We start from the raw sequence: 26,626 nt of genomic DNA, 5'->3' as shown, positions 1-26,626 counted from the left end.
GGGATTCGTTATGGCAGAAATTCGTCGGGTGGCGCTTTTCGGCAAGCTTGGCACGCTGGCCTATCGCACGATCGAGAGCGGCACCGTCTTTTGCAAGCTGCGCGGCAATCCGAACGTCGAACTCGCGCACTGGCTGCACCAGATTCTGCAAGACCAGGACTCCGATCTGCATCGGATCGTGCGCCGCTTCGGTCTTGGCAGGGCGGCGCTGGCGCGCGATCTCACCGAAGCACTCGACGCGTTGCCGCGCGCTGCAGATGGTGTCATCGATCTGTCGCCGCGTGTCGAGGAAGCGGTCGAGCGCGCCTGGGTCTACGCGTCGCTGCTGTTTGGCGCCGACGAAGTACGCACGGGGCATCTGCTCGTGGGGTTGCTCAAGACGCCGTCGCTCCATCGCGACCTCGTCGGCATTTCGCCGGAATTCAAACGGATCGATTGCGAGGCGTTGACTGGCGAATTCGACGCCCTCCTGCGGGAGTCGCCGGAAGCCTCTGGCAGCGCAGCGGGTACGCGCATCGACGCGGTGCCCGGGGAGGCGAGCGGTGCGATCGCGCCGGCGCCGATGGGCAAGCAGCAGGCGCTCGCGCGCTACACCGTCGATTTCACCGCGTTTGCGCGCGAAGGCAAGCTCGACCCGATCGTCGGGCGCAGCGACGAAGTCCGTCAGATCATCGACATCTTGCTGCGGCGGCGTCAGAACAACCCCATCCTCACGGGGGAGGCGGGTGTCGGCAAGACGGCGGTCGTCGAAGGGCTCGCCCAGCGCATCGTGTCGGGCAGCGTGCCGCCGCCCTTGCGAGGCGTGAGCCTGCGCGCGCTCGATGTCGGGCTGCTGCAAGCCGGCGCGAGCATGAAGGGCGAGTTCGAGCAGCGCTTGAGACAGGTGATCGAAGAGGCGCAGCAAGCTCGGCCGCCCGTCATTCTTTTCATCGATGAGGCGCATACGCTGATCGGCGCGGGCGGCGCCGCCGGCACCGGCGACGCGGCGAATCTGCTCAAGCCGGCGCTCGCGCGCGGTACGCTGCGCACGATTGCGGCGACCACCTGGGCCGAATACAAGCGGTATATCGAAAAGGACCCGGCGCTCGTTCGTCGTTTTCAGCCCGTCGTCATACGCGAGCCCGATGAGCCGAAGGCGCTCGCGATGTTACGCGGCCTCGTGCCGGCGATGGAGGCGCATCACGGCGTGCTCGTGCTCGACGAAGCGCTGCATGCCGCCGTCTCGCTGAGCGCCCGCTATATCGCCGATCGGCAATTGCCGGATAAGGCGGTGAGCCTCATCGATACCGTTTGCGCCCGTGTCGCCGCGAGTCACCATGCCACCCCGCCGGCGCTGGAACATGCGCGCGAAACCATCGCGGCACTCGAAGCGGAGCGCGAGTCGATCGAGCGCGAGACGGCGTGGGGTGCCGATCGCGAAGCGCGTGCGAAGGCGGTGGCCGAGCGTCTCGCCGCGGAACGGGGAAGCGCCGAGGCGCTCGCCGCCCGTTGGCAGCGGGAAAGCGCGCTGGTCGAGACGATACGCGAGCTGCATCGGCGCCTTTGCGATCTGTCCAAAGTGCCCGAAGAGATCGATGCAGTCGAAGCGGAATCGTTTGACGCCGAAGCCTTGAACGAAACCCACGCGCCCCACGCCGCCCCTACGCAGCGGGAGGCGCTCGTCGCGCTTGGCCGCGCGGAACGCGAGCTGCGGGCCACGCAGGGTGACGCACCGCTCGTCATGGCCTGCGTGGACCGTCATGCGGTGGCCGCCGTCGTCCAGGATTGGACCGGTATTCCAGTCGGGCGCATGGTGGGTGATGAAGTCGAAACGCTGCTCGATCTCGCGCGGCGCCTCGATGCGCGCATCGTCGGTCAACCTCACGCGACAGCGCGCATCGCACGTTGCATTCAGACCGCTCGCGCGGGACTCAACCGTCCCGGCCGTCCCGTTGGCGTGTTTTTGCTCGCCGGACCGTCCGGCGTCGGCAAAACCGAAACGGCGCTTGCGCTGGCCAGCGAGCTCTATGGGGGCGAGCACAACCTCATCACGATCAACATGAGCGAGTACCAGGAGGCGCATACGGTATCGACGTTGAAGGGCGCACCGCCCGGATATGTCGGCTATGGCGAGGGCGGTGTGCTGACCGAGGCCGTGCGTCGCCGGCCGCATAGCGTCATTCTGCTCGACGAAGTGGAGAAGGCGCATCGCGACGTGCACGAGGTGTTCTATCAGGTATTCGACAAAGGTTGGATGGAGGACGGCGAAGGGCGGGTGATCGATTTCCGCAACACGCTCATCCTGCTGACCAGCAATGTCGGAACCGAACTCATGATGCGCGCCTGTGCCGATGCCGCATCCATGCCTTCTGAGCAGCAACTCGCGGCGGCGCTGCGCGCCCCGTTGCTGCGCGTATTCGCACCGGCGCTGCTCGGCCGGATGACGACGATTCCGTATTACCCGCTCGATGAAGCGGCGCTGCGCACGATCGTCGGACTTCAGCTTGCACGGGTGCAAGACCAGATGGATAGGCAGCACGCCATTGCGTTGAGTTTCGACGAAGGCGTCGTGACCTGGATCGTCGGACGGTGCGATGAAAACGACAGCGGTGCGCGTCTCGTCGATGCAGTCATCGCTCAACGGCTGTTGCCGGAAATCGGGCAGGCGCTGCTCGCGCGGCAAAGAGGCGGAACGCGAATCGAGCGGGTGGAGGTGACCGTCGCCGACGACGCGATTCGGTGCACGTTTTTCTGATCGAAACCGACAGCCGACTTCGGTTGGGGAAAGGAGAATTTTCATGGCTCAGCAAGTCGTTGCAGGTGCAATGATGAAGTGCTCGTTCGGTCTTGCGCCTTCGGTGCTCAACGTGCTGCCGGAAGCGCGGGTCATCGTCGAAGGACGCCCCGCCGCGTCGATCATGGATTCGAAGCCGCTCATCAACATTCCGACGTTCGGGATGTGCAATGCGCCGACGAATCCGGAGGTCATCGCGGCGACGGCGGCGGCGCTCGGCACGCCCACGCCCGCACCCTGTGTGCCGGCGACGGTCGCGCCCTGGGTGCCGGGCGCGCCGAATGTACTGGTGGGCGGATTTCCCGCCCTGACGAACGAGTCCGTATGTATGTGCACCTGGCTGGGCGCGATCACGATAGACCTCGCGGGCAGCCTGCGCACGATGGTGCCGTAAGCGCCGGATCGGCGGGCGCCAAACCGATGAATCGACGTTTCAACCGCGGCGGACACTGATATGGAGATCGAGCTCAAAAGCAGCGTGGGTGGCGACACCTTGCGTCTGGTCCGCATGCGTGGAAGCGAAGCGCTCGCCACGCCGTTCGAATTCGAGCTCGAGCTCGCGAGCGATGCCGCCAATATCAGCACCCATGACCTCGTCGGCACGACGCTCTCGCTCGCAATCGAGGCCGTCGGCGGCATGCGCGAGTTCAATGGGATCGTCGCGCGTGTCGGCCTCGTCGATTACGGTGTCGACGAGAGCGGCACACATCGGGTCGGCTACCAGGCGACGGTTCGCCCACGCCTGTGGTTGCTCACGCGCGGCGCGCACTGCCGCTTTTTTCATGATCTGTCGGTGCCGGAGATCGTCGGCAGACTGCTCGACGACTACAGCGTCGATTACGAAAGCCGATGTACCGCCAGCTATCCGAAGCTCGCGCACTGCGCGCAGTACCGCGAGACCGATTTCGACTTCTTCTCCAGGCTGCTGGAGCGCGAAGGAATCTACTACTACTTCGAACATCGCGGTGGTAAGGACATCCTGGTGCTCGCCGATGCGCCGAGCGCGCACGAGCCGATCGCGAACTACGGGACGATCTCGTTTCAGCCGTGGGTGACCGGTGGGCAGCCGATGACCGAGTCGGTCTATCGATGGTCGTTCGAAGAAGAGCTTGCGGCGGGCACGAGCGAGGTGAATGCGTTCGACTTCAAGAAAGCCCGCTCGAGCGAAAACCAGGGCTTGCTCGCACGTGCGTCGTCGAAGGAGGGCCGCAGTGCGTACGTCCTCGCTGACTATTCGCCCGGCTATGCCGCGCAAAGCGACGGACATCGCTACGCTCAGACGCTTGTCGAGGCTCACCAGGCTCAGGCCGTCTGTGCAGTGGGCCGGGCCAGCGCGCGCGGCGTGCACCCCGGCGGGACGTTTTCGCTGACGGGCTACCCGCGCGCGGATCAAAACGCGGAGTATCTCGTAGTCGCAGCGGAGTATGAACTCGGCGCGATCGATGCGCTCGCATCGATGCCCGGTGCCGCTTCGTCCGAGCCGCTGTTCGACTGTGAGTTCGTCGCCATCCGCAAGAGCCGGCCGTATCGGCCGCAACGGCGCACGCCGCTCCCGCATACGGGCTTGCAAACTGCGATCGTCGTCGCCCCCGAGGGCGACCAGACGGCTGCGAGCGCCTATGTGCAGGTGAAAGTGCAGTTCCACTGGGAGCAGTTCAACCCGCCAAAAGACAGCGAGCGCATGCAGCGATGCTGGGTGCGCGTCGCACAGGGCTGGGCGGGCAAGGCATGGGGTGCCATGTTCGTGCCTCGTGTGGGGCAGGAAGTGGTGGTCGCATTTCTCGACGGCGACCCCGATCACCCGCTCATCGTCGGCAGCGTTTACAACAGCACGAACGAGACCCCATATCAGTTACCCGCGAACAGCGGTGTTTCCACGATCAGGACGAAGGCGATCGTTGGCTCCGAGCGCAACGAAGTGCGCTTCAACGACAAGGACCTGCAACTGCTGTTGTACACCGGCGGCCGCCACGATACCTACGTCAAGAAGGACGACCTCACGTGGGTGGGAGGGTCGCAGCACACGATCGTGCGCGGCAAGCAACTGGTGAAGGTGGGATCTCAACACCTGAGCGTCATCGGTTCGCAAAACGTGAAAGTCGATGGCAGCGCGTCGCTTCAGGCGGAGGCGAACGTGGTCCACAAAGCGGGCATGACCTACGCCGCGAGCGCCGAACTCGTTTCGATTTCCGGCGGTGCGACCGTTTGCATCGAAGCGAGAGCGCTGCTGACGCTCAAGGTCGGGGAGAGCTTCGTCGCGATCAGCCCCGCCGGGGTACAGATTTCGGGGCCGATCGTCGGCTTGAACAGCGGCGGCTCGGCTGGCTCGGGCGCGAATGCCTCGCCCGAATCGCCGAGCGCGCCGGACAAAGCCGACGACGGCTCGTCCATCAAATGAGGCCCGCCATGACCTCAACGCTTCCGAAATGCGTCGACGCGCTCGATCCATCGCGCTCGACATCGCGGCTGTTGGCCGGTTCGCCGTTTCTCGCGCGTGGCGCATCCGTGGTGGCCGCGCGCGACCCGCTCGGGCTCGGCACGCCTGCGACGGGTGGGGCCGTCGCAGAGGTGTCGAATGCGGCACGCGCCGATCACGCACCGCCTCAGCGTCAGGGTTTTCGCCTGCCGGTCTGCGAGCGCGCCACGCCTGCACGGGAGAGCGCAGATGAATAGCGCTCGGCGATGCCTGCAGGCGGTGACGATCGTCATTTCGGCGGCCCTTGCGGGATGTGCGAGTCCCGTTCCGCGCTCGCAGGCGACGCTTTCCGTGACGATTCATGCGTCGCCGACACTCAATCCCGACGATGAGGGTCGGCCGACGCCCGTGACCGTCCGGATCTACGAGTTGCGTGCGAGAGATGCGCTCGATCGCGCGACATTCTTCGAACTGTACGACCACGACGCACGCGTGCTCGAGGGCGCGCTGCTGCGGCGCGCCGAGATCACGGTGAGCCCGGGCGAGACGGTGCCGCTCGTGCGTTTGCTCGATCCGGCGACGCGCGCCGTCGCCGTCGTGGCGGCGTACGAACGCATCGACGATGCAAAGTGGCGCGCCTCGGTGACGCTCGGCAGCGCGGGCGCCGTCGAATTGACGGCGACGCTCGGTAGTTCGGCGGTGACGCTGGCCGATACGACACCGGCTCATCCCGCGCCGAAACGCGGACTCGTGACGCGCTGGATGGGTCCGGTCTGGAAGGCCGCGACGAGCATGTTCGGGGGCGCAAACGAACGACCGCCGCCGAACGCGATAGGAAACGGAGATCATCATGACGTGGAATAACCGGGTGGTCTGGTCCGAGGGCATGCTGTTGCAACAGCAGCATCTTCAGCAGCAAGACCGCTACTGGCTCAGTCAGATCGATTCGCGCTGGGGCACGCGGCGGCACTACGGGTGGGGCTTTTGGAAGCTCGCCATCGACGAGGCGCAATTGGGCCTCGGCAAGGTGGCGCTGACGGCGTGCGAGGGCATCATGCCCGACGGAACCGCGTTCGTGCTCCCGCTCGACGACGAGCTGCCGCTGCCGCTCGACGTTCCCGAGACACGCCGCGACGCGCTGGTCGTGCTGGCGCTGCCGCTCAGGCGGCCCGGCGTGGCGGAGATGGCGAGCGAGCAGAAGACGGCCGGCGAGAGCTATGCCCGCTACCGCCGCGAAGCGTGCGTCGTCGTCGACAACAACGAGGACTCGCGCGAAGGCACGGAGATGGAGGTGGGCAAGCTGCGGTTGTCGCTCGCATTTGCCGACGACGTGACGCAGGCGTATGCCGTGCTCGGCGTTGCGCGTGTCGTCGAGTGCAGCGAGGCGAACGGCGTCGTACTCGATCGCGGGTATGTGCCGCCGTGCCTCGATTATCGCGTCGCCGGCCGACTCGCGGCGTTGATCGAGGAGCTGGCCGGCATGCTTCGGCAGCGCGGCGACGCATTGGCCGCGCGCCTCGCTCAGCCGGGGGCCAACGGCGCGGCCGAGATCGCCGATTTTCTGCTGCTGCAGCTCGTCAATCGCAACGAGCCGCTCATGCGACATCTCGCGAGCGTCAAGGGCCTGCATCCCGAGGCACTCTTTCGGGAACTGCTGCAACTGGCGGGCGAGTTGGCGGGCTTCACTGCGAGCGGTCGCCGCGCGGCGATAAGTGCGCCATACCGTCACGACGCGCTCGCCGACACCTTCGCGCCGCTCGCCGACGAACTGCGTCGATCGCTCAGTCTGGTGATGGAGCCGCAGGCGGTCGCGATCGGCCTCGAGCAATCGCAGTTCGGCGTCAGCATCGCGCGCGTGCCCGATACGCGGCTGCTGAAGACCGCCGAGTTCGTGCTCGCGGTGAAGGCGGAGATGGCGACGGAAGCGCTCTCGATGGCGCTGCCTGCGCAAACGAAGGTGGGCCCGGTCGAGCGGATTCACGATCTGGTCAATCTGCAACTGCCGGGCGTCGCCTTGCGCAGATTGCCGGTGGCGCCGCGTCAATTGCCGTTTCGCGCCGGCTATTGCTATTTCGCGCTCGACACGTCCGACGACTCATGGCCGCAGATCGTGGCATCGGCCGCAATCGCGCTGCATGTCGCCGGTGACTTTCCTGGCTTGGAGGTGCAGCTGTGGGCGATTCGACCATGATCGAGAATATGAGCCTGCCGCCGGCTCCCGCGTTGGATCCCGCTGCGGGCGAAAGCGGAGCCGCCACGATGGCGGCCGAGAAACAGGTGGCGCCGGAAGAAACGCGTATCGATGCGGAGTTGCTGCCGTTATCCGAGGCCCATCGTCGGGCCGCGCTCGCATCGGGGCTGAATCCGCTCGTCGGTGCCGCGCACGCGCTCATCGAGGCAGGCGCGGCGCTGCGCGACACACGCGCGGCCCAGCCGCTGGAACCGCTGCGCGCGCGTCTCGCCGGGATGATCGAGACCTTCGGCGACGAAACGACCGCCAAAGGCATCGATGCCGAAACCGTTGCGCTCGCGCGTTACTGCCTGTGCACGTTCATCGACGAGACGATTGCCGCAACGTCATGGGGCGGTGGCGCCTGGGCCGCAAGAAGCCTGCTGGTGACGTTTTTCGGCGAAGCGTCGGGCGGCGAGCGCTTCTTCACGATACTGCACGGGCTTTCGCAGGAGCCGCGACGCCATCTCGATGCGCTCGAACTGCTGTTCGTCATCTTGTCGCTGGGCATGGCGGGGCGCTATCGATTGATGCCACGCGGCCACGCCGAACTCGAGCGCGTTCGGGACACACTGCGCCGCCTCATCGTGGCCGAACGCGGCCGAGTGCGCGCGCCGCTTTCGCCCCAATGGCAGGCCGATCATGCGCCGCTACCGCGGCGGCGGTACGTCAACGGCACGGCGCTGGCGCTGTCGGGCGTACTCGTTTTTCTCGCCGCACTGGGGGCCGTATTCGACCACCGGCTGCAGGAGCAAGCGCAGCCCGTGATTCATTCGCTGCGCTCCGTGCGTCTTGCCACTGCCGCGCCGCGGCCTGCGGCCGCACCCGCGGTGACTGAAACCGCCTTACGCGAGAGGCTGAGCGCGCTGCTCGCGCCCGAGATTGCCAGCCAACGCGTGACGGTGGGTGGAACATCCGATCGTGCCGTCATCACGCTGCTCAGCGACGGCGTCTTCGCGTCGGGACGCGCGACGGTACGGCCCGACGACGTGCCGCTGATCCGGCGTATCGGCGCGGCGCTCGACGGCACCGCGGATCGCGTGATCGTCGTCGGGCACACGGACGATCGACCACCGCTTGCGAGCGGGCAAAGCAACTGGCAGCTCTCGCTTGCACGCGCGTCCTCCGTCGTCGAGCTGCTGCGCGAAGAAGCAGGCAGGCCCGAGCGCTTTCTCGCGCAAGGACGCGGCGCGCTCGATCCGATCGCGTCGAACGATTCCGCCGCGGGACGCGCGCGCAACAGGCGTGTCGTCATCACCGTGCTTGCGCCGGGCGCGGCCTTATGAGTGCGCGACGGGCAGTGTCCGCCGCGCTTGTCGGAGATGAGAAAAGTGATCCCTCGCATAGTTGAACGCGTGAGCTGGCGTACATTCGCTGCGGCCTTGGCGATGCTCCTCGGACTCACGCTGATTTGGCATCAGGCGCCGCGCGTCGGCTACAACGGCCGCACGCCGTTTGCCAGCCCGTCGGCACGCGCGTGGCTCGTGGTTGCGCTCTTCGCATGCTGGGCGGCATTCGCGCTCGGGCGTTGGCTCGTGCAATGCCTGCGCGATATACGTATCGTGCGCAAGGCGCCGCGCAACGAAACGCAGGACCATAGCCAGGCGCAGGCCGATGCAGCCTCGGCCGACACGGCAAGACGCACGCGGGCGGCGCTCGAGCGCAGCTTTCGCCGCGCGCTCGCGCTGATCCGCGGCAACGGGTTGCCGGGCGCCGGCCATTGGCGCGCGCGCAAGCTGCCGTGGTATCTCGTGCTCGGCGAGCACGGCACCGGCAAGAGCGCGATGCTGGAGGCGAGCGGGCTCGAATTTTCGCATGAGCGTGCGCTTGCGGAGGTCGACGACGATCTTGCGCCGTACCGCTGGTGGCTCGCCAACGAGGCGATCCTGATCGAAGCCTCGCCGCACGGGCACGACGCAAAAGACGGCTGGCAAGCGTTGCTGCGCAAGCTCCGGCAAACCCGGCGGATGCGCGCGATCGATGGCGCCATCGTCACGGTCGACGCAGGCTGGCTGGACGACAGCGCCGCATCGATACGCGAGCGCATCGATGCGATGCATCGCACCTTCGGCATTCGCTTTCCGGTTTATGTCGTCGTGACGCGATGCGACCGGCTGCCGGGTTTCGAGCCGTTTTTTGAATCGCTGGACGAGGGAGCGCGGGCTCAGGTGTGGGGCACGACGTTCGAGGTCGATAGCGACGCGGGCTCGCCGCTCTCATCTTTCGGCAGCCGGTTCGATGCGCTCGTGCGCCGGCTGCAGGCGCGAGTCGTCGAATCGTTGCCGTCGTCCGGCGAACCGGGGCTCAGTGCGGCGATCTACGGGTTTCCCGTGCGATTCGCTGCGCTCGGTCCGTCGTTGCGCGGCTTTTTGCAGGAGGCGTTCGGTGCGTCGCCGTACATGGACGACGCCATGCTGCGCGGCGTCTACTTCACGGCGGCTCCGCCGGCCGCCTGCGAGAGTCGTGGCGAGCGCAGCGGCCGGCGGCGCGGCTACTTCATCGAGCGGCTTTTGCGTGAAGTCGTGTTTCGCGAGGCAGGCCTCGCAGGCCGGCGGCTTCCGTCGACGCGCCGGCAGCGCGTCGCGCGCCGGGCGACTTGGGCCGCTATCGCCCTTGGCACGCTCGTTGTGGCTGCGTGCCTCGCGATCAGCTACGAACGCAATCTCGCATCGATAGCGGCCCTCGAGCGCGCGGACCTGAGGTTGACTCAGCTGGCCCGCGTCGGCGTGGACTCGGACGCGCCGGCTTCGATGCTGCCGGTGCTCGATGCCGCGAGGAATCTGCCGCTCGGTTATGCGCAGCGCGACGCGCGCGTGCCGCTCGCCTCCCGCTTCGGGCTGAGCCAGAGCGAGCAGCTCGGCACCGCTGCCAGCTTGCGGTACCAGGCGTTGCTGCGCGCGACGATCGAGCCGTTCGTCGCGCGACGGCTCGCTCGCGCATTGGCGGCTCCGGGCCTCGATGCGGGGGCTCGCTACGCTGCGCTGCGCGTTTATCTAATGCTGGGCGATCGAGCCCACTTCGATGCCTCCGCGGTACGGACATGGGCCGCCAGCGACGCGCGCTCGCTGCCGCTCACCGACGCGCAGCGAGCCGATTGGCTCGAGCATGTCGACGCGCTCTTCGGGACGGGCAGCTTCGAGGCCGACCTGCCGCTCAATGCGGAGCTCGTCGGGAGCGCGCGTGCCTCCATCGGTACCGTTCCGGTGGCCGAGCGCGTCTTCGACACGATACGTCCCGAGCTCGAAGAAGCGATGCCGCAGCCGCTTTCGGTCGACATGATGGGCGGCGACGACGCGGGGCTCGTCCTCATTCGCAAAAGCGGCAAGCCGCTGACCGACGGCGTGCCGGGGGCCTACACGCGCCAAGGCTACGCGCGGTATCTGGGGTTGCGCGAGGAGACCTTGCAAGCGCTCGATCGCAATGCCTGGGTGATGGGCGGCATCATGGCACCGGCGGGCGATCCCGCACGCCGGGCGATGCTGAGCGGCGACATTGACCGCTATTATTTCGACCGTTACATCGCGGCATGGGACGGCATCCTGAACGACGTCTCGCTGCGGCCGCTGCCGAAAGGAAGTGACGGCGCGTCGATCGTGAAATTCCTGGCACGGCCGGATTCGCCGCTGCGCACGTTTTTGATGACGGCGGCCACGCAAACGACGCTGGCCGGCGATGCGACTGGTGCCCTCGATGGCGGTAAGGGCCCGGGGCATGCGACGCAATCGATATGGCGGACCATGCTCGCGCGTGCCGGAACGATCTTCGGCTCAGGGCGTGCCAAGCATGCTACGTCGGCGAATGGGCCCGCGCCGGGGGCTTCGGGGGCGCCTGGGGCGGATGGTCGGCCCACGGATGGCCGGCCCGTGGACCGCCATTTCGAAGCGTTGCATCGGTTCGTGGCCTCGGGCCGTGACGCTCAACCGTCCGCGCTCGATGAGGTGCAGCGCGAGCTTGCCGCGGCAGGCGCTTTTCTCGACGCCGTCGACGCCGCCCATGCGAATGGCCTCCCCGCGCCGCCGGGCGATGCGCTCACGGCACTCGATCAAGCCGCGCTCGGTGTGCCGCAACCGATGGCCGGCATGTTGCGCGGACTCTCCGCAAGCGGTACCGCGGCGACGCTTGCCGGCGAGCGGTTGCGCCTCGACGCGCTATGGCGCGCGAGCGTCGCGCCTTTCGGTCACGCCGCGCTGGACGGACGCTATCCGTTCGTGAGGACGTCGCAAGTCGACGTAACGCTCGACGATTTCACGCGCGTATTCGGCCCCGGCGGTCTCATCGATACGTTTTTCCGCAACAACGTGCAGCAGTATGTCGATATGTCCACGCCCCACTGGAGCTGGAAACCGTCGGCGAAAGCGCTGGGCATGTCGGCGAAGACGCTCGAGATGTTCCGCGAAGCGGCGGCGATTCGCGACGCGTTCTTTCCGGACGGCAGCCGGACGATGCAGGTGCGCTTCGCGCTCACGCCCGAATCGATGGATCCTGCGTTGACGCGTTTCGTGCTGACGCTCGCCGGTAAAACACTCGACTATCAGCACGATCCGCGACGCGCCGTCTCGTTCGACTGGCCCGGCGCAGCCGCACCACAGCCCACGCGAATCGACTTCGCACCCGCGGCGGCCGGCGGGCGCAGCGCGGTCGATGCGCAGGGCCAGTGGGGCCTGTTTCGCTTGCTCGACCTGGGCAAGCTGACACGCAAGCGGGCCGACAGCTTCGATCTGAGCTTCGATCTCGGCGGCAGAAAAGTGTCGCTCGATCTCGCGGCCAGCAGCGTCGTCAATCCGTTCGCATTGGACGCGCTGAGCAAGTTCCAGCTTGTCGATACGCTCTAATCATAGCGTGCCGGAGCGCGCCTGAAGCGCGTACCCAGGGAACCGCTCGGGGTCCGCGCGTTACTCAATGCGCTATGGATATCAATCATGCTCAGGGTGGACCGCGCATAGTCTTCGCGCGCACGCTCGAATGGCTGCATCGATTCGGCGCGCGCAGCGATGCCGTCGTGGCTATCATCGTCGCGCTTGTCGTGTTCATGATGGTGCTGCCGTTGCCGACGCCGGTCATCGACGCGCTCGTCGCACTCAATATCGCGACAGCGCTGTTGCTCATCGCGCTTTCGCTCTATCTGCCGAATGCGGTCGCCTTCTCGAGCTTCCCGGCGGTGCTGCTGTTGACGACGCTCTTCAGGCTCGGCCTCGAGATCAGCACGAGCCGTTCGATTCTGATGCACGCCGACGCAGGGGCGATCGTCGAGACATTCGGCCGGTTCGTCGCCGGCGATCACGTCGTCGTCGGTGCCATCGTGTTCTTCATCGTGGCGGTCGTGCAGTTCGTCGTCATCACCAAGGGGGCCGAGCGCGTGGCGGAGGTGGCCGCGCGTTTTTCGCTCGACTCGATGCCGGGACGGCAAATGGCCATCGATGCCGACGTGCGCGCCGGCCTCGCGCGCCCGGACATGGTGGCGCACCTGCGCGCGGAGCTTGCGCGCGAAAGCCGGATGCACGGCGCCATGGATGGCGCCATGAAGTTCGTGAAGGGCGATGCGGTGGCGGGATTCGTGATCGTGATCGTCAACCTGACGGCGGGCATGGCCATCGGCGTCGTCTACAAGGACATGACGGTTGGCGAGGCGCTTCATCGCTATGCCGTGTTGACCATCGGCAACGGTCTGATGGCGCAAATCCCGGCGCTGTTGATCTCGATCGCCGCGGCTGTCCTCATCACGCGCGGTGGTGAGGCGCAGACGCCGCAGGGCACGACGCTTGGCCGCGAAGTGCTCGGCCAGATGCGGGCGGCGCCGGCGGCATGGATCGTCGCCGGCACCGTTGCGGCAGCGTTTGCCGCCGTACCCGGGATGCCGTGGATAGCATTCGCGCTCGTCTCGGCATCGATGCTCGGCTTCGGTGCGCTCGGCCTGCGCCGCGAGCGGGCCGGCGTCGATTCCCGCCGCAAGGACGAGCCGGAAATGCACCCGGATTCGCCGATCCCTGACGAATGTGACATGCGGCAGATCGTGCCGATACGGCCGATCGTCGTATTCATCTCGGAGCACATGGCCGGCGACGAGCGGTTCGCTCGATTCGAGCGCGCCGCGCGGCGCGCGCGCAACCGGCTCGTGCTGCATCATGGCATGACCGTGCCGAACATCGACATCCAGCGTGTGCGCCGGCTCGAAGGCGATGCCTACGAAGTGGCCATTCACGAGGTTGTTGCCGCGGATGGACGCTTTCATTGCGACAGCCTGTGTGTCAGGGAAGAGGCGATATCGGACGACGCGCTTCGCGTACATGCGGTTGCGCAGCGCTACCCGCTCATTGCGAAGGCGGTGTGGATCGAACGCGAGCGTTGGATAGACGCCGGCGCGCTCGCATCGGGCATCGGTGCCGTCGACTATTTCGAGCGGCTCGTCACGCAGGTGCTGCATCGTCATGCAGCGCGCTTCGTCGGGATCCATGAAGCGCAACTCGTGTTCGGCTGGCTTCAGCGCGAAACGCCGGCCGCGGCCAAGGAGCTGGCGCAGGTGATGCCGCTGCCACGTTTCGCCGAAGTGTTGCGGTTGCTCGTCGGCGAGCGCGTGTCGATTCGCAACGTACGCGTCATCGTCGAGACGCTCGTCGGTTGGGCGCCGAGGGAGAAGGACACGGCGATGCTCGCCGAACATGTGCGCCTCGCGCTCCAGGCGCAGATATGCCAGGAATTTGCGCGCGACGGCATACTTCACGCGGTACTCGTCGATCGCGCGCTCGAAGACACGTTGCGCGCTTCGCTGCAACAGAGCGCGCAGGGATGGACGTTTGCGATCGATCCCGAGACGGCCGGGTACTTGCTGACGCGTGCGGCCGAGCTATGCCGGCCGCCGGACGAGCATGGCGCGACACCGGTCGTGCTGACGGCACAGGACTTGCGCCGCCCGCTGCGGCTCTTGCTGCGCGACGAAGTGTTCGACGCCTATGTGCTGGCCTATACGGAAGTGACGCCGACGCAGCGTGTGCGCGCAGTGGGGACGATCTCGCGCGATGCGGCGTGATCACATCTCGGCTCGTTCGTCGAAGAAGAGATCGTCGATTTCGATCGGTTCGGTGCAGCGTGCATCGAGGGTATCGAGTTTGTCCACAAGCCGGTAGACGACCGCCACAGCGCGATAGCAATCCGCGGGAATCGTGGCTTCGACCTGGACGTCGGCGTGAAGCCGCCGTGCGAGCTTGCGGAAGTGGAAAACGGGAATCTCGGTCAGATGTGCCGCGTCGATCATCTGCCGGGCGACTTCATCCACGCCTTTGGCAACGACGACGGGCACCGATTGCGTTTTGCCGTCGTAGTGGAGCATGACGGCAATATGCTCCGGATTCGTCACGAGCGCGCGGCCCGAACGAGGCGCATCGAGCGTCGGGCCGGCCGGGGCCAGCAATGCCTCGATGAGCGCCGAGCGCAAGCGCGCCCGGACTTGCGGGTCGCCGGCGGTCTGCTTCAGTTCCTCTTTCATGTCGCGATGCGACATGCGCAGTCCGCGCCGATGATGGCGTTTCGCGAGCCACACGCTGGCGAATGCGGGAGCGGCGAGCGCGGCCAGCAGCACGCGGATCACGAAGTGGGCGGTTTCGACGCCGGCTTGCCAGTTCGCAGCCAACGATTGCCGGGCGAGCAGCGTCGGCACGATTTGTACACGATCGGCGAGTGCGAGCGTGGCCGCTATGCCGAGTGCCGCGGCGCTGACGAGCGAGATGGCCAGCGCCGTGAGATGTCGAGCGGAAACGATCTGCCGAAAATATGCAAGCGGATCGAGCCGCGCGAGCGACGGCGCCAACACTTTCGGCGAGAAATGCATTGACCCTGCCATCCACGCGCCGCATACGGTTGCAGCGAAAGCGGTCGCGCCGATGCAAGCGAGGACAGGCACCATGAGTCGCGCGCATGCACTCACGAGCCGCGCCGCCGAAGCGAGCGGGCGCGCGGCCGAGATCGCCTCCAGCGCGAGGCCCGCTATATCGAGCCAGGCATCGCAGGCGGCGTCGAGCCCCCAGAAAAGAAGCTCCGTCGATGCGGCGAGGACGAGCAATGCGCCGAGCGGCTCGCTGCGTGCCACGTTACCCTTGGCGCGCGCATCGCGCAGCCGCTTCTCGGAAGGCGGCAGTGACTTCTCGCTCATGGCCTGTCGGCGCGCATGCGATCGAGGAGGTGCATGGCGGCCTCGGCATGCGCGAAGGTGGCTTGGGCGAGCGCATCGAAGAGCGCGGGCAGACTCAGCGCGACGACGAGCACCGCGAGGACGCTTTTGAACGGCAACGCTGCGACATACGCCGGAAACCGCGGAGCGGCTCGAGAGAGCACGGCGAAGCAGACTTCGACGAGAACGAGTGCGAGCAAATAGGGCAGCGCGAGCAGGACGGCCAGACGCATCATGGCGGTCAGCAATGGCTCGATCGCGGCCCACGTGCCGCTGTCCAGCGCGGGCAGCCACGCGAGTGGCGGCCAGACGGCGAAGCTTGCGTAGACGACGGCGACGAGCGCATGAAGCGCGCCGGCGTGGATCAGATAGACGCAGGAGGCGTGCTTGAACAAGGCGCCGAAGACCGAGGCGTCCGGCGATGCGGTCGGGTCGAGCGCCTGTGGGTTCGCGCCGCGTTGATAGTCGAGACAAGTCCCCGCCGACTCGACGGCCCACAATGGAACGGCGAGGACGGTCGCGAGCAGCAGGCCGATACCGCATTCCTTCGCTGCCAGACCCAGTGCGAGACCGGGGCTTGGCGAGCGCGCCGCGATGGCTGGCAGCAGACCCGGCACGATGGGCAGCGCAAGCGCCAGTGCAACGGCGATTCGCGCGATGCGCGACAGCGCGTGCGGAGCGAAAATCGGCACGAGGATCAGTGCGGGCACCCAGCGGAGCGCGCCGAGACCGAGGGCAAGAACGAGGGGCAGCAGCGGGCCGAGCGGGTTCGTGAGCGGATCGGACACGGACGTTCATCCGCGCGGCAGCGCGGCGAGCGCGAATGCTTGTTCGACCAGGCGGACGAGTTCGATACCGAACGGGTGGGCGCTCGCGGCGAGCGTCGCGCAGACGACCACGAGCTTGACGGCGTACGGCAGCGTCTGATCCTGGATCTGGAAGGCGGACAACACGAGCGACATCGTGACACCCGCACAGGCGGCGACGAGCGCGACGATCAGCGACATCTTGAACGTGAGAATGAGCGCATGCTGCATGAAGGCGAGGGAATCGGGCATCGGCTTCAGCTTCGATACGAAACGACGAGCGCTTCGATGAGACGGCCCCATCCGTTCGCGACCACGAAAAGCAGCAACTTGAGCGGCAGTGAAACCATCGTGGGCGCCACCATTTGCATACCGAGCGCGAGCAGGACATTGGAGACGAGTAAATCGATGACGACGAATGGAACGAAAAGAATCAAGCCGATTTCGAATGCGGCCTGCAGTTCCGAGACGACGAATGCGGGGACGACGATGCTCCAGTCATTCGCGGCGGCCGCTCGCGTCCTGTCGGGCGAACCGTGCAGCGCTAGCTCGACGAACCGCTCGCGTTCTTCCAGTCTGCTGTTACGCAGCATGAACTGACGTAGCGGTTCGGCGATCGCCTGGGCCCGCGCGATCTGCTCGCGTCCCGAAACGGCGCCGGCCGTTGCCGATGAGGCGCTCCGTTGCGCTTCGTCCAGGCACGCGCTCAGCGTCGGCGCCATCACGAAAAGCGTGGCGGCCAGCGCCACGGCGTTGAGTGCGAGCGCGGGCGGCGCTTGCTGCACGCCGATTGCGTTGCGTACAAGGACGAGGACGACCGATATCTTCAGATAGGAAGTCATCGTGATCGCGGCAAGCGGAAGCAACGAAAGCGTGCCGAGCAGGACGAGCAGGGCGAGCGGGTGCTGATCGGGCGTCATGGCGAAGCGCCGTTCCCGGACTCGCTGTGCCATTGCGTGATCTCGACGGCCAGCCGGCCGTCGAGATCGACGAGTTCGCCATAGCCGATGGGCACACCGTTGGCTTCGATGCGCACGGTCGGCGGCATGCCCTCGGCGAGCCGAAGCAGCGTGCCTCCGCTGGCGGCGGCGAGCGCGCCCAGCGAGAGATCGAGGGTGCCGATGACGAACGACAACTGCACGGGCAGGCGCGCCGGGTCGACCGGGTTCGGGGTATCGGGCGGCAGGCCGGCGGTTGACGGTTGAGGGGGGCAGGTATCGTCGTGCATCGCATGAAGGACTTCGAAGCTGGAATCGGCGTCGCGCCAGCGGACTTGCCAGGCGAGGCCGGCGAAAACGACACGTCCGACACCGGCCGTGTCGAACGCGGACGAAAGCAGGCGGAGGATGTCCCCGCTCGCGAGCGATGAGATGTCGGCGGACGGCAGCGCAAGCGTTCCGGCGATCACGCGTGCGCGACTGGGCAAGTGCTCGAGCCACGGGGCGATGGCCGGCGACGGGAATTGCCAGGGACCGTGCTCGATCATCTCGTTGAGCGCATCGGCACTGAGGCGCACGAGCATCGCAACGCGCAGGTGCGGCATCGTGCAACTGAGGCTGACGGTGAGGATGTCGTCACTGCCGGCGCACGAACTTTGCGAAGGGCCCGCGCACGCGTCGTAGCGGGGGTCGCCGAGCGCGGCGCCGAGCGGTGTGGGCAATGCCGCCAGGGCGTAGTGCACGAAGGCCTCCCGCGCCGCGCGGTGCTCGGCCAGACCCGGATCGATGCCTGTCAGCGCGAGCAACCATGCTTCGCAATGGTGCCAACTCATGCCGCCAAAGCGGGTTGAGATGGCGAGCCCGCGGCCTTCGACGAGAGCGGTGCGCGCTGCGCCGCGCAGCTCGAGCGTGGCGGTACTGGCGTCGCCCAGCGAGACGCGCAGGGTCGGTATGCGGGCGAGCCGGCTTTTCGCGACGTGAGCCGCGTCAGCCCGGCGCAGGACTATCGCGCGGTGCGAATGCGTCATCCCTGCACTCGCATCGGTGGTGTCGACGATACGGCCAGCGACGACAGGTCGACGGGATCCTCGATGCCCACCCGAGCCGACAGTCGCTCGGCCAGCCGATATTTTTCCCGCTGGCGCCAACACTTGCGCTGAGTGTCCAGGGCTGCGGCCAGCGCGGCGCGTGCGACCTCGAATCGCTCGTTCGCCGTGTCGACGGCGGAGCCTGCGTTGGAGCGGCGCGCCATGAGATGCGTATAGCCGTGCTCGTGGCACACGAAATCGTTGCGGTTCAGGAAGTCGGCATGGGAAGCGCCTTGCGCAATGCGGCGCCGAAGCGCTTCGCGTGTGCGCGCGATTTCGAGGTCGAGGGTGGCCAGTACGCGGCGCGCGCATTCGAGTTCGTGAGATGCCGCGCTCGCATCGCGCGTGGCATCGGCGACGAGCTCGCCGGCCCGTGCGAGCCGGGCCTCCGCCCGTCCGCCCAACAGGCGCAGGACGCGTGGATCAATTAGCGACGACAGCATGCAGTTGCTCGAGCGTATCGCGCCATGGGCACGGCGTACGCGTGTCTTGACGCAGGAATGCGAGAAGGCGCGGATGACGCGCGACGGCGTCGTCGTTTTCGGTGTCGCGCCCTGCTTGATACTCGCCGAGCGTCAGCAGTAGCTGAAGATCGCGATGCCGCGACAAAAGGCAGCGCAACCGAGCCGCGTCGTTTCGATGCGATTCGGCGACGATCGCGTCCATGGTTCGGCTCGTACTCGCGAGTATGTCGATCGCGGGAAAATGACTGCGCTGGGCCAGTTCCGTCGACAGCACGATGTGCCCGTCGAGCAGCGAGCGCGCTTCTTCGGCGATCGGATCGAGCGTCGACGTTTCGGTCAATACCGTATAGACGGCAGTGATCGAGCCCCGCGGCAACGGCCCGGCTCGCTCGGTGAGGCGCGGCAGCATCGCGTAGACGGAGGGGGGCAACCCAGCGTGCCCTGTCGGCTCCCCGGCCGCGATGCCGATCTCCCGTTGAGCCCGAGCGACGCGTGTGAGCGAATCGACGAGCAGCAGTACATGAGCGCCGTTCGCGCTGAGCCCCTCGGCGATCGCCGTGGCGGTGAAAGCGGCGCGCACGCGCTCCATGGCGGGCCGCTCGGAGGTGGCGCAGACGACGACGGTTCGCGCGGACACAGCCGAATCGAGCTCCCGCTCGAGGAATTCATTGAGTTCGCGGCCGCGCTCGCCGACGAGCCCGAGGACGACGGCGTCGGCGTCGATGCCGCGTGCGAGCGCGCCGATCAACGTCGTCTTGCCGCAACCCGGTCCCGCGAAAAGGCCGATGCGTTGACCGCGGCCCAACGTCAACGCCCCGTCGAGCGCGCGAATGCCCGTCGTCAGCGCATCGACGATGCGCGGCCGTGCGAGCGGCGCAGGCGGATCTGCCAGCACGGGCCGGCGCACGCATCCACGCGGCGCGTGCCGGCCCGACGGCACGACGGGGGGCGAGGCATCGAGCGGTCGCCCGAGGCCATCGAGCTGCCGACCCAGCAAATATGTTCCCGCTTCGACGTCGTGCGGGCGTCCCAGCGATCGCAGCGACATGCCCGGTGCCAGGCCCTGCGTGGCCGCAAGCGGAGCGAGCAGCGTACGTGAATCGTTGAAACCGATGACTTCGGCGAGCATCGGATGGCCATGCGCGTCGATGCAATCGAGTTCGCACAAGTGCCCGACTCTGGCGCGAGGCAATCGCGCGGCGATGAGCGTGGCGCTGACTTCGACGACATGACCCAGTGCATGCGCAGTGGCCCGGCCGGCGCAGCGCTCGTTTACCCGGCCTAGCCACGCCGCGAGGCGGGCTTCGAGCGAGGCGGTATCGGCCGAATCGCACGCATCGGACGACGGGCGCGCGAACGTCACCATGCGAGCTCCGCGACGCCCGCACCCGAGAACACGATCTTGTGCGGCTCGATTCGTTGTAGCGTGTAATCGCGCCATCGATAGCCGGGCGCCAGGACTTGTCCTTCACGAGTGACGACGAAGCCGTGGCGGCCGTGGCGTACGCTCGCGACGTCGAGCGGGGCGCGTGCGACGGTCAGGGGCGGCGGATAGATCGATGCCTCGACAGGGCGGACCGTCTGCGATGCCGCAGGTGCATTGCCTGCCGCGTCGATGGGGCGTGCGTTTCGCGTGGACCCGAGCCATAGCAACGCTGCGCAGAGCAGGATCGCGGCGCACGCCGCAACGCAGGCAAGCTCCGCGATCGAAGTACGCAATGCTGCCCGCCAACCGCCGCTGCCCGCCGGGCTCGACGATGCCAGGCCCGCGTCCCACGGCGCCTGTTCGTCGGCGATTTTCGCGCAAGCGGGGCCGATCGCCACCTGTGTCCCGGCGCCTACCAGGATCGGACAGGCGGCCTTGCCTGTGCCGCCGGCGCGAAACGACCATACATCGTCGACTCCGCGCGAGAATGTTCCGGCGTGCGCCGGCATACCCGGGTCGCACAGCACGAGATCGTTGTCGGGACTGCTGCCGAGGCGAATCGTGTCGCCGTCGAGCGGAAATGCGGCGCCGCGATGCAAGCCGCTCAAGATGCGAAGTTCGAGCATGGGAAGGGATGACTGCGTTCGGGTTAGAGCGCGTGCGCACTAAGAAGCACTGCACGTTGACGCGCGCGCGATGTGGCGACCGGGTAGACGGCAACGAGCCGCGGCGGCGCGCCGGATTCGAGCACCACCGCCGTCGTCAGTTCGGTGCTGCTCGTGCTGGCCCATTCCTGCCCGGGCAACCCGGTTGGCTGCCGCATGGCGAGCCCGATGTCGACGGCGATCGCTGCTGGGCCGCTCGGCGGCGCCGGCAGGACACGCGCAACGAGATCGAGTGCGTCGCCACGCGGCGCTGACCGACCGTTCGCGTGGTCGGCACTCGGCGCCGACGACGGGGCGGGCGCATTCGGCTCCTCCGCGCCGATCGCCAGACCCAGGTGCCGGTTCGCGAAGCCGACGATGCGTTGCCGGTTGAGCACGCGCGCGCGGTGTTCGACGAGTGCGTTCAGCCATCGTGCATCGCGTTGGGCATCGGCAGCGCTCGCGCCCTGCACCGCGATGTCGGGGCCGCGGCCCGACGCGTGTTCCGCGGCGGGCGGCATGAGCGCCGCATCCTCTGTCTCGAGAACGAGCACTTCCATCGATACCATCGGCTGCGGGCGATCGAGCGCTTCGACGAGCTGCGCCACGCGTGTGCGCAGGGCAAGATCGGCCCACACGAGCACCGTGTTCGTTCGCTCGTCGGCGGCGACGACGATATCCGTGCGGCGTGAGCTCCCCGGCAGCGCGGCGCTCGACTGCGTATCGGGCAGTACCGGCATGACGGGTGCGGTGCCGGTTCGGCTCGGAAAGATCGCATCGACGAGCGGCAATGGGGTAGGTGCGGCGACGCCGGGAAAATCGGATACGGAAGCCTGGGGGGGCAAGAAACCCTGCCTTGGCGGGTGCGTGTCTTCGCCGGTCAGCAACTGGCGAAGAATCGATGCGATGCCGGGCCGCGATGCATTCCCGCGCTCGGGCGCGGGCCCATCGGCCGCCTGCGCGTGGCGCAGCACGAAGACCATCGGCTGCGGATCGGCGGCTGCCCCGGTGGTCGGACGGTGCGCAACGAACCGGCGCAGCAGCGAGCGATACTCGTCCGGCCCACCGACGAGCACCGCATCCTGGCCGGGCAGTGCGCCCCAGCCGAAGCGCGGCTCATAGAGCCCGACGGCTGCCAGCGCCGCGCGCGCCGCCTCGGGGTCGAGGCCGCCGAGCGCGATGCGTGCGACGCGCGAAGCGGTGCGTGCGCTCACGTACAGTGTGCGGTTCGCGACGAACCAATCGAAATGATGGGTGCGGGCGAGTTGCTCGAGAAAGTCGCGGCCGGTCTCCGCCCGAAGCCATCCGGCGAGGCGCGCCGTGCGCCAGCTATCGTTTGCGCGCCCGCTCTCGGCGGCGAGGCGAAGACGCAGTCCGTGATCCTCGGCGAAGCGATCGAGCGCATCGAGCGGCGTCGATTGCGCCGCTTGAAACGCATAGGGCGCATCGAGCCCGTCATGCGGTGGTTCGCCCGCGCGTGCGCCGGCGGACCCGAGAACGATCGCGCCGACGAGTGCGAGCGCGCATCGGCGCAGCCATTCAACGGATTTCATTGAGCACCGCACGCGCGAGCAGGAACTTCGTCTGCAGATCGCTCGTTGCGCTCCAGTTGGCGAGCGAAACGCCGCGCAGCGCATCGACGTAGCGCTGCCACTGCTCGGGAGCGCCCGGCGAAAGCGTATCGCGGACCTGATCGGCGTGTTCGATCGCGCGCGTGAGTTGGAGTTCAGTGGGGCTCAGTGTGGGTGTCATGGATCGTCCGTCGAGCGTGGCCTGGGAGAGGGGGTGGTTCATGCGCAGTGCCGCTCGAGTTTCGCGCGCAGCCGGGCGAGCCGCGAGCGCACGGTACCGACGGGGATGCCGAGCCGTTGCGCGACCTGCACGTAGCTGACGTCGTCGATAAAGAGCAGCTCGATCATGCGTTGCTGATCGGGCGGAAGCGACTGCGCGAATTCGATGAATTGCGCAAAGCGCTGGTTGATCGACATGCGGCGCTCGGGAGCCAGCGTGTCGACGAGTTCTTCTTCGTGGTCGTCGATGCTTTCGACGATGAACCGGTAGTCCGCGGTGCGATTGACGTAATTGCGCACGATGTTCAGCGCGATGGCCGTGAGCCATGTTTTCGGATGTGCCGTGCCTCGATAGGACGACCGGTTTTCCCATGCGCCGAGATAGGTGGACTGGAGGATGTCTTCCGCATCTTCCGCGCTGCGCACCCGACGCATGATGAAGCGTTGAATGGCAAGCGCGTGCGAGCGGTACCAGTCGTCGAATACGACGGACACGTCAGCGTCGGCAAGGGGCGCCGGCAGGTCCGAAGGCCTCGAAATCATGAGCGTCGAATGTTTTGCGGTTTGGAATAGCCGCGATCGTCGCGCCAGGCCCCGGCTGCAGTCGATTTTGATATGAAAATCGGACGATGTTACGCACCGCGCCGCGCCGAACGGATCGCATCGATGCGCATGGGCCGGTTGCGTTCGGCGCCCCGCTCGTCGCGGCATCCCGGCACCGGCTCGCCACTGGATGGAACCGGTGCGCGTGCGTTGTTACTAAGGTGTCGATTTCTTCCCGGTACTCGTCGATTCCGGGAAGCGTAAAGACGTTTCGCCGACACAGGGAGAGTTAGCCATGACCTTCGCAGCCGTGATTCCCGCACTCAGCGCGCTGAGCGCATTGGCCAGTACCGCCTCGTCGGCCGTTTCGGCCGACGGAACCGAAAACCTCGATCAGATGGGCAGTGTTTTCAAACGTCAGCAGAACATGCAGTTGAAGACGATCGAATTACAGACCGAGGCCAATATCCAGAAGATGATGGCCGATACGGCCAACAGCATCGCGAGCGGTCAGCTCGACTCGGCGACCAAGATGCAAAACGCCGCGCACAAAGCAGCGCAAGGCATTCATTTTTGATCGCGTGGCCCATCGCCCTATCGCGCGGTGGCCGAATCACTTCGAGGAACGATATGTCGATGGATGTTCAAGCCGCGGCGATGGACCGGATGGCGCAGCGCGTACGTGCGATCGACACGGCGTCTCACGCCGCGCTCGCGTTTGCGGAGCAAAAGCACCGGGTCGATGCGCAAGCCGGTCTAGATGCGTCGCACTCGCGCATGTTGACCGAGCTCATCAACTCGCTTCGTCAACTGACGCAGCAAATCAAGGCTTGATGCCGGCCAGGAGCGAGACCATGGACGCGTTGCACCGTTCCGATTTTCGGGCGTTTCCCGCCGTCGGCGTCGTGCCGGCAACGGATGCTCCGGCCCTCGCCCGCGAGGGCGTGGAGTTCGCGCAGGCGCTGGCCGAGGCACCGCTGGCCGGTGCATCGCTGCGCGCGCTCGAGCCGCGCGCGCCGGCCCATTCCTCGGCGCTCGATCGTCTCGAGGGGCACCTCGAGCATATCGCCCGCACCCGCATCGAAGCTCGCCAGTTGCCCGAGCGCATCGTCAAGGCTCATGCGAACGGCGCGGGCACGGCCGATATCGCGATCGCGATGCACCGTCAGGCAAGGCTCATGGCAGCGTATCAACTCGATGTGTTGTGGACCGCGAAGCTCGTCGGCACTGCGACAGCTTCGCTGAAACAACTGATCACCGCGTCATGACGCACGGCGCCGCATCGTCACGTCGTTGCCGCGTTGGCAGATCGGTCGCAGCGGGGCTCGCGCTGGCGCTGGCCGGCTGCGATGCGCGAGTCGAACTGTTTCGCTCGTCCGATGTCCAGGCCGCCAACGAAATCCAGGCCGCGTTGCGTCACCGCGGAATCGATGTCGAGCGAACGGGGGACAAGGACGACGTCGTACTGTCCGTAACCGACGCCGACTTCTACGGCGCGGCCGGCGCGCTGCGCGATGCCGGGCTGCCTCGGCAGCCCCGTCGTGGGTTGGCCGATGCATTCACCGGCAAAGGACTGTTGCCGAGCCCGCTCGAAGAGCGGACCCGTTATGTCCATGCGCTCGAAGCAGCGCTGGAAAGCGTCATTCTCGACATCGACGGTGTGGTGTCGGTGCGTGCCCGCGTCGTACCGCCGGAGCGGCCCTCGCCCGGTGCGCCCCTCGTGCCGGCCTCCGCGTCGTTGCTCATCAAGCATCGGCCCGATATCGATCTGACGGGCCTTCTGCCGGGCCTTGTACGGCTCGTCAAGAACGGCGTGCCGGGGCTGGCCGGCGAGGACGATCGACATGTCGCCGTGATGCTGGTCAAGGAGCGCGAGCCCGCTGCTGCGGCGGTGCGAGCCGGCCCCGGAGCCGTCGTGCGTCGGTCCTATATGGCATGGGCGGCGGCAGCGGCACTCGGCACGGCGGGCACAGCGATGTTGGGATGGCATCTGCGCCGTTGGGTGACGCGCTTGCGCGCAACGAAGCGATGAGCGGACCACCCGATGACGGCTGGCCGGCGTTCTGGTGCTCTCCGTGGCGCTGGGCCCATGCCGATTGGCATCGGCGATACGGCGCATCGGTGGCCGTGCCTCCTGCCGGCGTAGCGGGCCAACGATTGCTGTTTCGCGGCTGGATCGATGCGTTCGAGCTTGGACGGTGCTGGTCACCGCCGGCCGATATTCGATGGTTCGAGGCGCTCGCCGCGCCGCGGGCCATGATGGTCGAGGCAGCGGCGGTCTTCGGATGGATCGCACTCGTGCGAGCGGGAGGCGTCCAGGAAGTGGACAGGGCGGCGCAGCCGCGACTATCGATCGCGCTTCGCTATCGTGACGTCAGTTGCATCGATGCGCGTCTCCTACCATCCGGCGGTGCGCAATGGGATGCGACGGTTTGCGGCCTGAACGTGTTGTCTGCAATGGCCGAGGCCGGCTGGCCTGACGTGGCAGCCCGCGTCGCGATGATGCGAGCACCGCAACGATTGGCGACCGACGCATGGCTCGTTATCGAGCGGATCGATGTGACGTTGTGCGTCACGCTTTGGCTTGCCGTGCTGCGACGGCTGCGCGCGCTCGATGCGAATACCGGCTCATGAGTTTCGTCTCCCGCCGCATCGCTACGCCTCCGGAGTGTCCCGTGCCGATCACGCGGACCGTGCTTCGGCGCGCAGAACTTGATGCGCTCCGTGAAGCGATCGACTATGCGAAAGTCGTACGCCGCGAAGCCGATGCACTCATTGCGCGGGCGCGTGACGAAGCCGCCGCGCTGCACGGGCGAACCTCGCTCGAATGTGGGCGGCGTCGTCGCAGCGCCGATGCCGCCTTGCTCGAGCGTGCCATCGAACTCGAGGCCGCGTATCGAGCGTGCCGCGATGACCTGGCGGCGCGGCTCGAAACGACACTCGATGCGGCGCTGGCCGTGGCGATAAGACGCCTGGCCGCGACGCTGCCGTCGGGGCAGCGTATGCAGATCTGCGCACAAGCTCTGCGTGAATGCGCGGGCACGGAGGCGACCGGTTGTCTGTTCTTCAGTCCGGACGATGCAACGGCGCTTGGCGACGATGCCGCGCGCATCGGGCTGCCGTGGGCGGTGCAAGCGGACGCCTCGCTGCCTCGGGGTCATTGCCGCCTCGAGGTGGGAAACGGAGCGTGGGAGATCGAATGGGAATCGATCATCGAACGATTTCTCGATCGCGGTTGATTAGGCAAATCGGGCCGCTTGTTCCCATATGTTGGTATTTCACCGGGGTTGGACGATATCGAGATGTAATTGTCTGCGTTCGGGATTTCCATTTTCAAGATTTTTCGT

Annotated in this window: 25 protein-coding genes and 1 pseudogene; 15 read left to right on the top strand and 11 right to left on the bottom strand. The window is 66.8% G+C overall.

Annotated features, from left to right (window positions below):
- The first annotated feature begins 10 nt into the window (after positions 1 to 10).
- The 9 genes from tssH to ACR9ZC_RS20440 all read left to right on the top strand — a co-directional run bounded on the left by tssH (position 11) and on the right by ACR9ZC_RS20440 (position 14,443).
- Positions 11 to 2,734 (top strand): type VI secretion system ATPase TssH, encoded by a 2,724-nt coding sequence (gene tssH / locus ACR9ZC_RS20480; RefSeq protein ID WP_481581709.1) that lies wholly within the window; start codon positions 11 to 13, stop codon positions 2,732 to 2,734.
- A gap of 43 nt (positions 2,735 to 2,777) precedes the next feature.
- A complete protein-coding gene (locus ACR9ZC_RS20475) occupies positions 2,778 to 3,167 on the top strand; it encodes a DUF4280 domain-containing protein (protein WP_481581708.1) in 390 nt (129 codons plus the stop codon).
- Positions 3,168 to 3,227: 60 nt separating this feature from the next.
- A complete protein-coding gene (locus ACR9ZC_RS20470) occupies positions 3,228 to 5,171 on the top strand; it encodes a type VI secretion system Vgr family protein (protein WP_481581707.1) in 1,944 nt (647 codons plus the stop codon).
- 8 nt (positions 5,172 to 5,179) lie between these two features.
- The gene (locus tag ACR9ZC_RS20465; RefSeq protein WP_481581706.1) at positions 5,180 to 5,446 is read left to right on the top strand and encodes a hypothetical protein; all 267 of its coding nucleotides are present in this window, start codon (positions 5,180 to 5,182) and stop codon (positions 5,444 to 5,446) included.
- A complete protein-coding gene (tssJ, locus tag ACR9ZC_RS20460; RefSeq protein ID WP_481581705.1) occupies positions 5,439 to 6,053 on the top strand; it encodes a type VI secretion system lipoprotein TssJ in 615 nt (204 codons plus the stop codon). Before ACR9ZC_RS20465 ends, tssJ begins: the two co-directional genes overlap by 8 nt.
- Positions 6,040 to 7,380: a type VI secretion system baseplate subunit TssK gene (gene tssK / locus ACR9ZC_RS20455; RefSeq protein WP_481581704.1), complete on the top strand. Its 1,341-nt coding sequence runs from the start codon at positions 6,040 to 6,042 to the stop codon at positions 7,378 to 7,380. The genes tssJ and tssK overlap by 14 nt, the downstream gene beginning before the upstream one ends.
- Entirely contained in the window at positions 7,362 to 8,705 is a 1,344-nt protein-coding gene (gene icmH / locus ACR9ZC_RS20450; RefSeq protein ID WP_481581703.1) for a type IVB secretion system protein IcmH/DotU, read from the top strand. The genes tssK and icmH overlap by 19 nt, the downstream gene beginning before the upstream one ends.
- Before the next feature lie 45 nt (positions 8,706 to 8,750).
- Positions 8,751 to 12,251, top strand: coding sequence for a type VI secretion system membrane subunit TssM (tssM, locus tag ACR9ZC_RS20445; RefSeq protein ID WP_481581702.1), 3,501 nt, complete (start codon positions 8,751 to 8,753; stop codon positions 12,249 to 12,251).
- 74 nt (positions 12,252 to 12,325) lie between these two features.
- Positions 12,326 to 14,443 carry an FHIPEP family type III secretion protein gene (locus ACR9ZC_RS20440; RefSeq protein ID WP_481581701.1) on the top strand — a complete coding sequence of 706 codons (2,118 nt, stop codon included), beginning with the start codon at positions 12,326 to 12,328 and terminating at the stop codon, positions 14,441 to 14,443.
- Here ACR9ZC_RS20440 and ACR9ZC_RS20435 read toward each other — a convergent pair whose 3' ends face one another.
- Genes ACR9ZC_RS20435 through ACR9ZC_RS20385 form a run of 11 tightly spaced genes read right to left on the bottom strand, consistent with a single transcriptional unit; the run spans position 14,444 to position 23,231 of the window.
- On the bottom strand, positions 14,444 to 15,562 hold the full coding sequence (locus ACR9ZC_RS20435) for an EscU/YscU/HrcU family type III secretion system export apparatus switch protein (protein WP_481581700.1): 1,119 nt from the start codon (positions 15,560 to 15,562) through the stop codon (positions 14,444 to 14,446).
- Positions 15,559 to 16,368, bottom strand: a complete 810-nt coding sequence (gene sctT / locus ACR9ZC_RS20430) for a type III secretion system export apparatus subunit SctT (RefSeq protein WP_481581699.1) — start codon at positions 16,366 to 16,368, stop codon at positions 15,559 to 15,561. Before sctT ends, ACR9ZC_RS20435 begins: the two co-directional genes overlap by 4 nt.
- A gap of 6 nt (positions 16,369 to 16,374) precedes the next feature.
- Positions 16,375 to 16,638, bottom strand: a complete 264-nt coding sequence (locus tag ACR9ZC_RS20425; protein ID WP_481581698.1) for an EscS/YscS/HrcS family type III secretion system export apparatus protein — start codon at positions 16,636 to 16,638, stop codon at positions 16,375 to 16,377.
- Between the two features lie 5 nt (positions 16,639 to 16,643).
- Positions 16,644 to 17,306 carry a type III secretion system export apparatus subunit SctR gene (gene sctR / locus ACR9ZC_RS20420; protein ID WP_481581697.1) on the bottom strand — a complete coding sequence of 221 codons (663 nt, stop codon included), beginning with the start codon at positions 17,304 to 17,306 and terminating at the stop codon, positions 16,644 to 16,646.
- The gene (sctQ, locus tag ACR9ZC_RS20415; protein ID WP_481581696.1) at positions 17,303 to 18,352 is read right to left on the bottom strand and encodes a type III secretion system cytoplasmic ring protein SctQ; all 1,050 of its coding nucleotides are present in this window, start codon (positions 18,350 to 18,352) and stop codon (positions 17,303 to 17,305) included. Before sctQ ends, sctR begins: the two co-directional genes overlap by 4 nt.
- Positions 18,349 to 18,855 carry a hypothetical protein gene (locus ACR9ZC_RS20410; protein ID WP_481581695.1) on the bottom strand — a complete coding sequence of 169 codons (507 nt, stop codon included), beginning with the start codon at positions 18,853 to 18,855 and terminating at the stop codon, positions 18,349 to 18,351. The genes sctQ and ACR9ZC_RS20410 overlap by 4 nt, the downstream gene beginning before the upstream one ends.
- Positions 18,836 to 20,242, bottom strand: coding sequence for a FliI/YscN family ATPase (locus tag ACR9ZC_RS20405; protein WP_481581694.1), 1,407 nt, complete (start codon positions 20,240 to 20,242; stop codon positions 18,836 to 18,838). The genes ACR9ZC_RS20410 and ACR9ZC_RS20405 overlap by 20 nt, the downstream gene beginning before the upstream one ends.
- Entirely contained in the window at positions 20,236 to 20,928 is a 693-nt protein-coding gene (locus ACR9ZC_RS20400) for an FHA domain-containing protein (protein ID WP_481581693.1), read from the bottom strand. The genes ACR9ZC_RS20405 and ACR9ZC_RS20400 overlap by 7 nt, the downstream gene beginning before the upstream one ends.
- A gap of 23 nt (positions 20,929 to 20,951) precedes the next feature.
- The gene (locus ACR9ZC_RS20395; RefSeq protein ID WP_481581692.1) at positions 20,952 to 22,499 is read right to left on the bottom strand and encodes a secretin N-terminal domain-containing protein; all 1,548 of its coding nucleotides are present in this window, start codon (positions 22,497 to 22,499) and stop codon (positions 20,952 to 20,954) included.
- Complete coding sequence (locus ACR9ZC_RS20390) at positions 22,486 to 22,740, bottom strand: hypothetical protein (RefSeq protein WP_481581691.1); 255 nt, start codon at positions 22,738 to 22,740, stop codon at positions 22,486 to 22,488. The genes ACR9ZC_RS20395 and ACR9ZC_RS20390 overlap by 14 nt, the downstream gene beginning before the upstream one ends.
- Positions 22,737 to 23,231, bottom strand: a complete 495-nt coding sequence (locus ACR9ZC_RS20385; RefSeq protein WP_481581690.1) for an RNA polymerase sigma factor — start codon at positions 23,229 to 23,231, stop codon at positions 22,737 to 22,739. The genes ACR9ZC_RS20390 and ACR9ZC_RS20385 overlap by 4 nt, the downstream gene beginning before the upstream one ends.
- Before the next feature lie 337 nt (positions 23,232 to 23,568).
- On the opposite strand from ACR9ZC_RS20385, the pseudogene ACR9ZC_RS20380 reads away from it, so the two are divergent.
- The 6 genes and pseudogenes from ACR9ZC_RS20380 to ACR9ZC_RS20355 form a co-directional block, all read left to right on the top strand.
- Positions 23,569 to 23,856 (top strand): annotated as a pseudogene (locus ACR9ZC_RS20380) (type III secretion system major pilin HrpA); the annotation flags it as partial.
- 59 nt (positions 23,857 to 23,915) lie between these two features.
- Positions 23,916 to 24,113 (top strand): hypothetical protein, encoded by a 198-nt coding sequence (locus ACR9ZC_RS20375; protein ID WP_481581689.1) that lies wholly within the window; start codon positions 23,916 to 23,918, stop codon positions 24,111 to 24,113.
- A gap of 20 nt (positions 24,114 to 24,133) precedes the next feature.
- Positions 24,134 to 24,547 (top strand): hypothetical protein, encoded by a 414-nt coding sequence (locus tag ACR9ZC_RS20370; protein WP_481581688.1) that lies wholly within the window; start codon positions 24,134 to 24,136, stop codon positions 24,545 to 24,547.
- On the top strand, positions 24,544 to 25,311 hold the full coding sequence (locus ACR9ZC_RS20365; protein ID WP_481581687.1) for a hypothetical protein: 768 nt from the start codon (positions 24,544 to 24,546) through the stop codon (positions 25,309 to 25,311). Before ACR9ZC_RS20370 ends, ACR9ZC_RS20365 begins: the two co-directional genes overlap by 4 nt.
- Positions 25,308 to 25,913, top strand: a complete 606-nt coding sequence (locus tag ACR9ZC_RS20360) for a hypothetical protein (protein ID WP_481581686.1) — start codon at positions 25,308 to 25,310, stop codon at positions 25,911 to 25,913. The genes ACR9ZC_RS20365 and ACR9ZC_RS20360 overlap by 4 nt, the downstream gene beginning before the upstream one ends.
- The gene (locus ACR9ZC_RS20355) at positions 25,910 to 26,518 is read left to right on the top strand and encodes an HrpE/YscL family type III secretion apparatus protein (protein ID WP_481581685.1); all 609 of its coding nucleotides are present in this window, start codon (positions 25,910 to 25,912) and stop codon (positions 26,516 to 26,518) included. The genes ACR9ZC_RS20360 and ACR9ZC_RS20355 overlap by 4 nt, the downstream gene beginning before the upstream one ends.
- Positions 26,519 to 26,626: the final 108 nt, after the last annotated feature.

The organism is Trinickia sp. HAY1-2D (genome assembly GCF_056754935.1).
The sequence above is the reverse complement of the archived record's forward strand: the minus strand, read 5'-3'. Positions and strand labels throughout refer to the sequence as shown.

Excerpts from the sequence above, each read along its gene's own strand:
- tssH (WP_481581709.1), top strand. The coding sequence starts at position 11 with ATGGCAGAAATTCGTCGGGTGGCGCTTTTCGGCAAGCTTGGCACGCTG.
- ACR9ZC_RS20475 (WP_481581708.1), top strand. The coding sequence starts at position 2,778 with ATGGCTCAGCAAGTCGTTGCAGGTGCAATGATGAAGTGCTCGTTCGGT.
- ACR9ZC_RS20470 (WP_481581707.1), top strand. The coding sequence starts at position 3,228 with ATGGAGATCGAGCTCAAAAGCAGCGTGGGTGGCGACACCTTGCGTCTG.
- ACR9ZC_RS20465 (WP_481581706.1), top strand. The coding sequence starts at position 5,180 with ATGACCTCAACGCTTCCGAAATGCGTCGACGCGCTCGATCCATCGCGC.
- tssJ (WP_481581705.1), top strand. The coding sequence starts at position 5,439 with ATGAATAGCGCTCGGCGATGCCTGCAGGCGGTGACGATCGTCATTTCG.
- tssK (WP_481581704.1), top strand. The coding sequence starts at position 6,040 with ATGACGTGGAATAACCGGGTGGTCTGGTCCGAGGGCATGCTGTTGCAA.
- ACR9ZC_RS20440 (WP_481581701.1), top strand. The coding sequence starts at position 12,326 with ATGGATATCAATCATGCTCAGGGTGGACCGCGCATAGTCTTCGCGCGC.
- ACR9ZC_RS20435 (WP_481581700.1), bottom strand. The coding sequence starts at position 15,562 with ATGAGCGAGAAGTCACTGCCGCCTTCCGAGAAGCGGCTGCGCGATGCG.
- ACR9ZC_RS20425 (WP_481581698.1), bottom strand. The coding sequence starts at position 16,638 with ATGCCCGATTCCCTCGCCTTCATGCAGCATGCGCTCATTCTCACGTTC.
- sctR (WP_481581697.1), bottom strand. The coding sequence starts at position 17,306 with ATGACGCCCGATCAGCACCCGCTCGCCCTGCTCGTCCTGCTCGGCACG.
- sctQ (WP_481581696.1), bottom strand. The coding sequence starts at position 18,352 with ATGACGCATTCGCACCGCGCGATAGTCCTGCGCCGGGCTGACGCGGCT.
- ACR9ZC_RS20410 (WP_481581695.1), bottom strand. The coding sequence starts at position 18,855 with ATGCTGTCGTCGCTAATTGATCCACGCGTCCTGCGCCTGTTGGGCGGA.
- ACR9ZC_RS20405 (WP_481581694.1), bottom strand. The coding sequence starts at position 20,242 with ATGGTGACGTTCGCGCGCCCGTCGTCCGATGCGTGCGATTCGGCCGAT.
- ACR9ZC_RS20400 (WP_481581693.1), bottom strand. The coding sequence starts at position 20,928 with ATGCTCGAACTTCGCATCTTGAGCGGCTTGCATCGCGGCGCCGCATTT.
- ACR9ZC_RS20395 (WP_481581692.1), bottom strand. The coding sequence starts at position 22,499 with ATGAAATCCGTTGAATGGCTGCGCCGATGCGCGCTCGCACTCGTCGGC.
- ACR9ZC_RS20390 (WP_481581691.1), bottom strand. The coding sequence starts at position 22,740 with ATGAACCACCCCCTCTCCCAGGCCACGCTCGACGGACGATCCATGACA.
- ACR9ZC_RS20375 (WP_481581689.1), top strand. The coding sequence starts at position 23,916 with ATGGATGTTCAAGCCGCGGCGATGGACCGGATGGCGCAGCGCGTACGT.
- ACR9ZC_RS20370 (WP_481581688.1), top strand. The coding sequence starts at position 24,134 with ATGGACGCGTTGCACCGTTCCGATTTTCGGGCGTTTCCCGCCGTCGGC.
- ACR9ZC_RS20365 (WP_481581687.1), top strand. The coding sequence starts at position 24,544 with ATGACGCACGGCGCCGCATCGTCACGTCGTTGCCGCGTTGGCAGATCG.
- ACR9ZC_RS20360 (WP_481581686.1), top strand. The coding sequence starts at position 25,308 with ATGAGCGGACCACCCGATGACGGCTGGCCGGCGTTCTGGTGCTCTCCG.
- ACR9ZC_RS20355 (WP_481581685.1), top strand. The coding sequence starts at position 25,910 with ATGAGTTTCGTCTCCCGCCGCATCGCTACGCCTCCGGAGTGTCCCGTG.